This window comes from Nostoc sp. T09 (assembly GCF_002154695.1).
Taxonomy (GTDB): domain Bacteria; phylum Cyanobacteriota; class Cyanobacteriia; order Cyanobacteriales; family Nostocaceae; genus Aulosira.
In genome coordinates this window covers 36,889-46,273 of the sequence record NZ_MTAV01000201.1, presented here as the reverse complement: position 1 = coordinate 46,273, position 9,385 = coordinate 36,889, and the positions used below count along the sequence as shown (strand labels likewise).

Here is a 9,385-nt window from a genome sequence, read left to right as displayed (position 1 = left end):
CTTCCCTAAACTTCATGAATATGGTGTTTTCTCATAAACCATTTAGGATTGCTATATATTGCCACAAATTATTCACATTTGTACAGATATACCTTAGCCTCATTAGTTGTTAACATCTATTCTTTAAGCAGTAGCGATCTAGATCTCAAGGGTTTGTAACATAAATCAAAGTGATGTTGCTAGAGAATCAGACTGATTAGTAACTAATCTTAGATATAGGATTATCAATTTTTCAGACAATTCGTAGCAATATTAAACTATATATTTGCAGATTCAAGTAATAATAGTTAAAATTTCCTAATTCTGAGGGGAAAAATGACAATTGCTGGAAGTTTTGGTGAGATGCACAAGCATTCCTTAATATTATCAGCAATCCCAGCCTATAATATTTTAATACTTAAAAACATTTATTAATTTAGTGCAAATACTTATTGACAATAATAGAATAATCTGAATATATTGCGAATATTCTTCTATGGTAATAAAAATATGACCTCCGTCATGTTTATATACTGGGAACAATGACAGCCAGAGTCTGAAAAAAGGTGTCATATTTAATATACATTAATAAATTTCAACCTTTCTTAAGAAAATCTCAGTAGAGTATTTTATATGCATAGGAGGTACAGGTATGACTGTGGGTGACGAAAGTCCATCAGAAGTCGAGATGGAAGAACCTTTAAGGACTGAGGATGCTGGCTTTAACAGAAAATTAGATGATAGACAAACTCGCCTGTGGTTGATGCCGTTATTGCTAGGGACTGGTTTAGGTTTTGCGATCGCCCTTGGTGGTGTAGGTGCATTCAAAAATCATGCAGATCCTCAACAAAAGACTGTAGCGAATAAATCAGCATCGCCAGCTAAACCAGCTATGACAGTTACAATCGCATCTGTAGCACCTGCTAGTATTGCTCAGACTCTTAATACTACAGGTACTATAGCCGCATCTGATTTAATTCCTGTCTTACCGCAGACAAACGGGTTGCAAATCAAACAAATTCCCGACAATGTCAAAGAAGGAGCCTTCGTCAAAAAAGGTCAAGTGCTGGCGGTGCTAGATGATTCTATACTGCAAGCTCAAATTAGCCAAGCTAAAGCAGATGTGCAATCCAAGCAAGCAGATGTGGAATCTAAGCAAGCAGATGTGACATCTAAGCAGGCAACTGTGTCATCAAATCTGGCGATTGTCAAGCAAAGGCAAGCAGATTTAGCGCAAGCACAGGCGAGGCTAGAAGAAGCCGAAAAGAATTTTCAACGCTATGAAAAACTTGCCGCGTCAGGTGCAATTAGTCAACAAGAACTCGATACTCGTTCCTACACTGTAAAAACTGCCATAGAAGCTGTGCGCCTTGCCCAAGAAAATATCCGTAGCGCCCAAGCAAACGTTGGTGGTGGTCAAGCAAATATCAGCATTGCTGAAGCGAATGTCAACAAAGCCAGGGCTGATGTACGTAGTAGTGCGGCGAAGGTAGGACAGTTGCAAACTCAATTGGGACAAACATTGGTGATTGCACCTGTTTCGGGAATTATTGCCGAAAAACTGGCAAGAGTTGGAGATGTCACAGGTGTACCACCGCAAACTCAGGTAGGCAATATTGTCGGTGGTACGCAAAAGCTGTTTTCGATTATTCGCGATCGCAAGTTAGAACTGCAAGCAAAACTTCCTGAAATTCAACTACCCCTGGTAAAAGTTGGTGTAAATGTAGAAGTTACTTCCGATCTGGATCGCCGCGTCAAGTTGCAGGGAAAAGTCAGAGAGATACAACCACTAGTCAACGATCAAAGGCGTGAAGCAACAGTAAAAATCGACTTACCACCTACCAATTTGCTGAAACCAGGAATGTTCGCCCGCGCAGCGATTACCACCAACTCAGCGATGGGAATGACAGTACCGCAGAAAGCAGTACAAGCCCAACCAGATGGAAGTGTAATTATATTCATGCTATCGGGTGAAGACATTGTTCGCGCCCAGAAAGTAGAACTAGGAGAACCTATTAACGGTAACAGGGTGGCAATCAAAAGCGGATTGAAATTAGGCGATCGCGTGGTAGTTAGTGGTGCAGGCTATCTCAAAGATGGCGACAAAGTACTAGTAGTTACAAGTCCACTAAAGGATGAAGAGTGAACGGAAAAATCCATATATAAATGCACTGCGGTGAAATCAGGATTGGCACCTTTATCTTTTTTGCAATTAATCTAAAATCTAAAATTCTCTGATGTCTTTTAATATCTCTGCTTGGTCGATTAAAAAACCTGTTCCCACGATAGTTTTATTTTTAATTTTGACGATAGTCGGTTGGTTTTCTTTCATTTCCTTAGGAATTGATACCAATCCCAATGTAGATATTCCCGCAGTTTCCGTGACAGTCACACAACCGGGTGCAGGCCCGGTGGAACTTGAATCTCAAGTGACGAAAAAGATTGAAGATGCTGTCGCTGGGTTGGGCAATATCGACAACATGATTTCAAAGGTGACTGATGGCAATTCCACAACAACAATTAACTTTTTGTTGGGGACAAATAGCGATCGCGCCACCAATGATGTGCGCAATGCGATCGCCCAAATTCGTCAAAGTTTGCCCCAAGACATCAACGATCCAATCGTTCAACGCTTAGACTTTGCTGGCGGCCCGATCATTACCTACGTTGTCAAATCCGATCGCCGTTCTGTAGAAGAGTTAAGCAACCTCGTAGATCAAACTATAAGCCGCGCCTTGTTGGCAGTTAAAGGTGTCGCCCAAATTAAACGTGTGGGTGGGGTTGACCGAGAAATCAGAATTAACCTCGATCCTAATCGTTTACAATCCTTGGGTATAACCGCAACTCAAGTAAACGACCAAATCCGCGCTTTAAACATTAACTTACCCGGTGGACGTGCAGAATTAGGTGGTAGCGAACAAAGTATTCGGACTTTAGGTAACGCTGCCAGTGTCGGTGTTTTGAAAACCTACGAAATCGTCCTGCCAAGGGGCGGTTCTGTACCCTTGTCCAGCTTGGGCACTGTGGAAGATAAGTTTGGCGACGTGCGGCAAACTGCCAGCTTAAATAATAAACCTGTGGTAGCTTTTCAGGTTCTCCGCAGTACTGGCAGCGTCATGGTGACTGTGGAATCAGGAGTCAAAGCCGCAGTTAAAGAACTGGAAAAAACTCTACCTCCAGATGTAAAGCTGGATTTAATTTTTACTAGGGCTGATGTCGTTCGCCAATCCTACGAAAGCACTATTGATGAGTTGATTCAAGCCTCAGTGCTGGCAGTCATCGTGATTATGTTATTTTTACGTAACTGGCGAGCAACATTGATTACTGCCGTAGCCCTGCCCTTATCAATGATTCCTACCTTTGCGGTACAGCAAGCATTGGGTTACACCCTCAACAACATGACATTGCTAGCATTAGCCCTAGCGGTAGGTAACTTAGTAGATGATGCCGTCGTCGAAATTGAAAACATGGAACGGCACATGGCAATGGGCAAATCAGCTATGCAAGCGGCTTATGATTCTTCTGATGAAGTGGGATTAGCTGTGATGGCTTCTTCCGCAACGATTATTGCCGTATTTATGCCCGTTGCCTTTATGGGCGGAATTCCGGGACAATTTTTCCAACCATTTGGCTTTACCGTTGCTATTTCCACAATTTTCTCAACTTTCGTAGCCCGAATGGTAACCCCGATGATGGGGGCGTATTTACTCAAGGATAAAGACCATACGCATCGGAGTAGGGAAACGCAGGAACAGAATCAGCCAAGAGTCCTTCGATTCTTTCATTTTAAATTTACACTGCCAACGAGCAAGCAAAGAACTAAAAAACTCAGAACTCACAACTCAGAACTCATTACTGTCAAGCCTCGTAGGTTTCAACCTTATAAATCGCTATTGCAATGGGCATTACGCCATAGATTAACAACAATAGCGATCGCTCTAGCTTTCTTTATTGCCAGTCTGATGCTAGTTCCGCTAATTCCCAAGGGTTTCGTTGATGATGGTGACTACGGACTTTCCAGCATAGCTATAGAAATTCCACCTGGTTCCACCTTGGCAGACATGAATCAGGTAGTTACACAGACAACTAATATCCTCTTAGAAAACCCTTATGTTGAACAGGTGCTAGCCACTGAAGATTTGAATACAGCTAACCTTGCTGTCAATCTTAAACCCAAAGAAGAACGAAAGATTTCCCAAAAACAGTTTGAAGAGCAAATACGCCCCTCATTCCAACAAATACCAGGCGCTAGAATTAGTTTTCAAAGTCAAGTGCCTGGTGATAGCCGTAAGGGTTTATCAATAGTTCTGAGAAGTGAAAATCCCCAAGCCCTTAATCAAGCTGCTGAGGCACTAGAAAAGCAGATGCGAACCTTAAGCGGATTAGTAGAAGTCTCTTCTAGCGCCAGTTTGGTAAAACCAGAAATTTTAGTAATTCCCGATCCGCAACGTGCCGCAGATTTGGGTGTAACAGTGCAAGCGATCGCGCGTACAGCCTCCCTAGCTACAATTGGCGATAACGACGCGAATTTAGCTAAATATAATTTAAGCGATCGGCAAATCCCGATTCGCGTGCAAATCGATCCTCAAGCCCGTGCAGAGATCAACAATATTAAAAATCTCCAAGTCCCAAGTCAAAATGGCAGCTTAGTTCCCCTGATCGCGGTCGCAGATATCCGTTTTGGTAGTGGTCCTGCAACCATCAACCGCTATGATCGCGCCCGTCAAGTTGCCGTAGAAGCCAACTTACAAGGCATCGCCCTAGGAGAAGCAGTCCAAGCAGTTAATAAACTACCCATCATGCAAAATTTGCCCCCAGGAGTAGTACAGCAACCTTCTGGCGGTGCAAAAATTATGCAAGACATATTTAGAGGTTTTGGCAGCGCTTTGGGATTAGCAATTCTGTGCATCTATGCAATTCTCGTCCTGCTATATAACAACTTCCTCCATCCTCTATCGATTATGGCAGCCTTGCCCTTTTGTTTAGGCGGCGCACTTGTAGCCTTGATGCTTGTGCAGAAACCCTTAGGACTCTATGCCTTGATTGGGATTGTTCTGCTGTTAGGGATTGTTACCAAAAACTCAATTCTTTTAGTAGACTATACAATCATCAACATGCAAGAAGGCAAAAGCCAACGTCAAGCACTGATAGAAGCTGGTGTATCACGGCTACGCCCAATTATGATGACCTCTATGGCAACAATAGCCGGTACTCTACCTCTTGCATTGGGAATTGGCGTCGGTTCAGAAGTCCGCCAACCGATGGGAATTGCCATTATGGGTGGCTTCACAACTTCCACTCTGCTGACATTGGTGGTTGTACCAGTGATATTTAGTTATATTGACAACTTCCAACACTGGATCATCAATACATTGCGCTACGGCTTTGGTAAAAAACCACCCCGCCATTCATCTGGTGAACATGAAGTCATCAACCTGCCATCAGAACGCGAAAAATCTGCTTCTTAAATTCAGCATTGGCAAATTGTGGTATGATAGCGGCTAGCTATAGCTTAATGGCTAGCTGCTTTTTGCGGGTGTAATTCAGTGGTAGAATGTCACCTTCCCAAGGTGAACGTCGTGGGTTCGAGTCCCATCACCCGCTTTTGATTCATGTCGATTGCCAAATTATTTGTCACTGTTAACAGATTCATGTCATTTTTAACGAATTAGTGTCACTGTTAACAAATTAACGTCCTCTTAAACAACTCACTTCCTTTTATTCTATGCTGAACTTGAATTTATCAATGCAAATTTGGATTCAGTCACTACAAGAATAAATTTGGGAAGGTGACATTCCTTTCAACCCACCTCTTTATTTTGAAATTTACGCCTGATGTGAATTAGAAACGCCTGTTATCCCATGTGGCGACGATGATTGGCGTTTTCCGAGATGATGATGCTTTATTGCAAGAACGCCTCAAACCACCCATTCAAGAAAAAGAACCCCTGAGTGACAAAATTCTTGCCAATCTACTAATTGCCTCATTCCTGAGTTTGGTCGCCTTCATTCCCCTAGATGTCTTCCGATTTCACTTATTTGCTCCACCAAAGGCGATTTCTTCGGTGTTGGGGTTACTCTTGTTTATTATTGGTTGGGGGATTATCTCCCTATCCTTTAAGGTTAATACCTTTGCAGCAACTGCGGTCAAACATCAAGCAAATCTGCAACAAACAGTGATTGATCAGGGAGTTGGAGAGCGTTGTCCGACATCCCATGTATGCAGGTGCCGTTCTGACGATGCTTGGTATGTCCCTGTGGTTAGAATGGCGCTAATAGCGATTGTTTCAACTATAATCCTGGTTATACGGATTCAATTTGAGGATAAATTTTTGCGGCAAGAGCTCCACGGCTACGATAGTTACATCCAATGAGTTAGGTATAAGTTATTGCCATATTTTTGGTAAATAGTGAATTCTAGAATCATGATTTTTTCTCAACTCGCAAAAAAAGTTAGGAACTGCATTTACTTCTACCGTAGCTTTTGAATCTCAGTGTTAGCTGTCGTATATCGGTCAAGTTGTTTTTGCTCAAAGGCAAGTTGTGCTGCCTTTTGTAAATCTTCTATAGCCTGTTGCTTATAGCCTAAATTGGCATAAGCACGCCCTCGACTCATATAGTAACTAGGAAGATAGGCTTTGGGATCGTAGTCGTCCAAAAGCTCAGGAAAACGTGAGAATTTCGCCTTTTCAATTGCATCCTCAGTGACCTCAATTGCTTTAGTAAAATCCTGAATCGCACCGGGAATATTTTTGATATGAACGTAAGTTAGTCCTCTAAAGTGATAAGCTTCTTGCTTGTATCTGGAATAGGAATTGTCGTCAATAACTTTTGTAAAATCCGCAATGGCTCCGTGAAAGTCTTTGAGCTTGTCTTTTGCAACTCCTCGGAAAATGTAGGGAAGGTCTTTAGTTGGTAAAGGTTTTTGATTTAATAGCCAATTAAAATCTGCGATCGCGGCTTGCGGCTTTCCTAAGTCAAGATAGGCTCTACCTCTCTGAAAATAAGCATTTGCCAGATAATTTGGCTCAAGAATCGAATGAACTTCAGGGTGGATCTGAATTATCTTGGTGAAATCTTGAATAGCAGCTTGTTTTTGTCCTAAATAATTGAAACGGGTTTCACCACGCTCAGAATAAGCCTCTACGAAGTTGGGATTGACTTGAATCGCTTGATTATAAACTTCAACTGCTTCTAAAGGTTTATTTAACTGGCGGAGAATTTCGCCTTTTTTAATGTATGGCTTTTCCAGCTTCGGGTCTTCAGTAATGGCTTTTCCATATGCGGAAAGTGCATCCTGTTTCTTACCTTGACCAGCTAGAGCCAGTCCCTCATAGTAGTGAAACAACCCTGTGGATTTGGAATTAGGAACAATCTCTTGGGCTTTGCGAGCATCCTGAAGCGCACCTTCATAATCTTTATCTCGCCACCGAGCCAAGCTCCTTTGTCCGTAAATCATTGCTAACTGCTGATTAGGAGCCATCACTCGTTTGAATGTTAACTCAAATTCGCTCGCTTCTTTGCGAGCAAGCCGTAAAGTTAGGGGTGTATTAGCTTCACCCTGGAGCAATTTCTGTAATTGGGTATCGGTTTTATTGACTGTTGGTTGACCGTCTATCGCCAAAATGCGATCGTTTTGTCTCACTCCTGCTTGAGCCGCAGGCAACTTATAAGGAACATCGGTAATGATTGGCAGTTTGGTGTTGGGATCGATACTAAATTGGATACCAACTTGTGGTGTCACAGGTTTTAGGTAACGTAGAGCTTGCGTATAGTCTGCGATCGCTTTTTTGGTGGAATCTAAATCGAAAGATTTACTATGACTATATCCCCGCCAAAAGTATGCTTCACCATTTTCGGGTTGAATCCGCAGGAGCTGGTTTAAATCTGCGCTGGCTGCTTGATAATCTTCTCGGTTAATTTTTGCTCTAGCTTGTTCTAGAAGGGCTGAAGCTTGAGCGTTTTGCTGATGATTCTGCCAGGATGCAATTCCCAACCCACTGAGTAGGACAACACTCAGCCCTCCAGCAACCATCAACCAGACTCGCTTAGGGAACTGGCGCAAGCGGTGAGCGACATTCACCGACTGTTTGGCTCTCAAAGATGAAGGTTGACGGGTTGCTATCTTCACAGTATCTCGCAAAACTGTCAGCGCGTCTGCGGCGGTCTGATATCGCTGGCGGTAATCTACACGCACCATTCGATCGACAATAGCAGCAAACTCAGAACTCACCTGAGCGCGATCGCGCCAAATAATCTCACCAGCACTAGGATTATCGGGGTCTTTCAGCCTTAATAGGTCATTGATTCCTAAACCTGTCAGGGCTTGAATCCCCATCATCCCAACAGCGTAGATATCGCTACTATATTGGGGATAACCATTCAATTGTTCCAGCGGCATGTACCCTCTAGTGCCAATTGCCACTGTTGAAATCACCTGTCCTTGAGAATTGACGGTTTGTGTAGCAAGTTCTTTTACCGCTCCAAAATCAATCAATACGAGCTTGTTATCAGACTGGCGGCGGATTAAATTAGCAGGCTTAATATCTCGGTGAATCACTCCTTGTTCGTGAACAAAGGTTAAAATTTCTAAGACTGCAATTAAGAGTTGGCGGACTTTTTCTTCAGCCCAAGGATGCCCAACTTGAATTTCTGCTGCCAAAGTAGAACCAGGAATGAACTCTTGAACTAAATAAAACTCTTGTTGTTGTTCAAAATAGGCAAATAATCTGGGAATTTGTGCGTATTGACCCAAGCTTTCTAAAGTTTCTGCTTCTTTAGCAAACAGGTCACGAGCAATTTTGATTGTCTTAGGGTCTTGAGCCGGGGGACGGAGATGTTTAACAACACAAATAGGATTACCAGGACGCTTCGTATCTTCCGCTAGATAAGTGTGTCCAAATCCTCCAGCAGACAAAAAGCTAATAATTTTATAACGCCTGTCTAAAAATACACCAATCACAATCTTTGGTTTATAAATTATAGGAATTACAGTCTGTATGATTTTACTTTTACACTTATATTGCTAATATAACCCATCGTTTGTGTCATAGCATTTAACTAAGGTATGTTTGTAAAGTATCAATTTTTATTAAATTTATTCCTAATTCTTGCTCAAAAGTCGCAGAAATGTTTAATTCGCTCAAGTAAATTTTTCTCAATAGTACCAGCCAGAAATTTTAGGCAATTAGTAATCCTAATTTCCTAACTCAATGAGCAAAATTAAGTATATTAGCTAATTCTGATCTGACAGGTTTGAAAATTAGATTTTTTAGCAAAATTCAGGAATTAGTAGCTATAATACAGGCTTGAATTCTGCGCGAAACTTCGACAAGCTCAATGCATCGCTGATAGATGAATTCATGGTGAAACGCCACGCTAAATTTTCAATTTAGCGGTCTTTAAT

4 protein-coding genes and 1 tRNA gene are annotated in these 9,385 nt (G+C 42.1%); 4 read left to right on the top strand and 1 reads right to left on the bottom strand.

Annotation, left to right across the window (positions count from 1 at the left end):
* The first annotated feature begins 631 nt into the window (after window positions 1-631).
* The 4 genes from BV372_RS31100 to BV372_RS31085 all read left to right on the top strand — a co-directional run bounded on the left by BV372_RS31100 (window position 632) and on the right by BV372_RS31085 (window position 6,353).
* Window positions 632-2,125, top strand: a complete 1,494-nt coding sequence (locus tag BV372_RS31100) for an efflux RND transporter periplasmic adaptor subunit (protein WP_256973568.1) — start codon at window positions 632-634, stop codon at window positions 2,123-2,125.
* Window positions 2,126-2,216: 91 nt separating this feature from the next.
* Window positions 2,217-5,447 carry an efflux RND transporter permease subunit gene (locus BV372_RS31095; RefSeq protein ID WP_086690812.1) on the top strand — a complete coding sequence of 1,077 codons (3,231 nt, stop codon included), beginning with the start codon at window positions 2,217-2,219 and terminating at the stop codon, window positions 5,445-5,447.
* A 64-nt stretch (window positions 5,448-5,511) separates the two neighbouring features.
* Window positions 5,512-5,583 (top strand) — tRNA-Gly (locus tag BV372_RS31090).
* Between the two features lie 269 nt (window positions 5,584-5,852).
* The gene (locus tag BV372_RS31085; protein ID WP_086690811.1) at window positions 5,853-6,353 is read left to right on the top strand and encodes a hypothetical protein; all 501 of its coding nucleotides are present in this window, start codon (window positions 5,853-5,855) and stop codon (window positions 6,351-6,353) included.
* Between the two features lie 98 nt (window positions 6,354-6,451).
* Here the strand turns inward: BV372_RS31085 and BV372_RS31080 are convergent, their stop codons facing one another.
* Window positions 6,452-8,941, bottom strand: coding sequence for a tetratricopeptide repeat protein (locus BV372_RS31080; protein WP_086690810.1), 2,490 nt, complete (start codon window positions 8,939-8,941; stop codon window positions 6,452-6,454).
* Window positions 8,942-9,385: the final 444 nt, after the last annotated feature.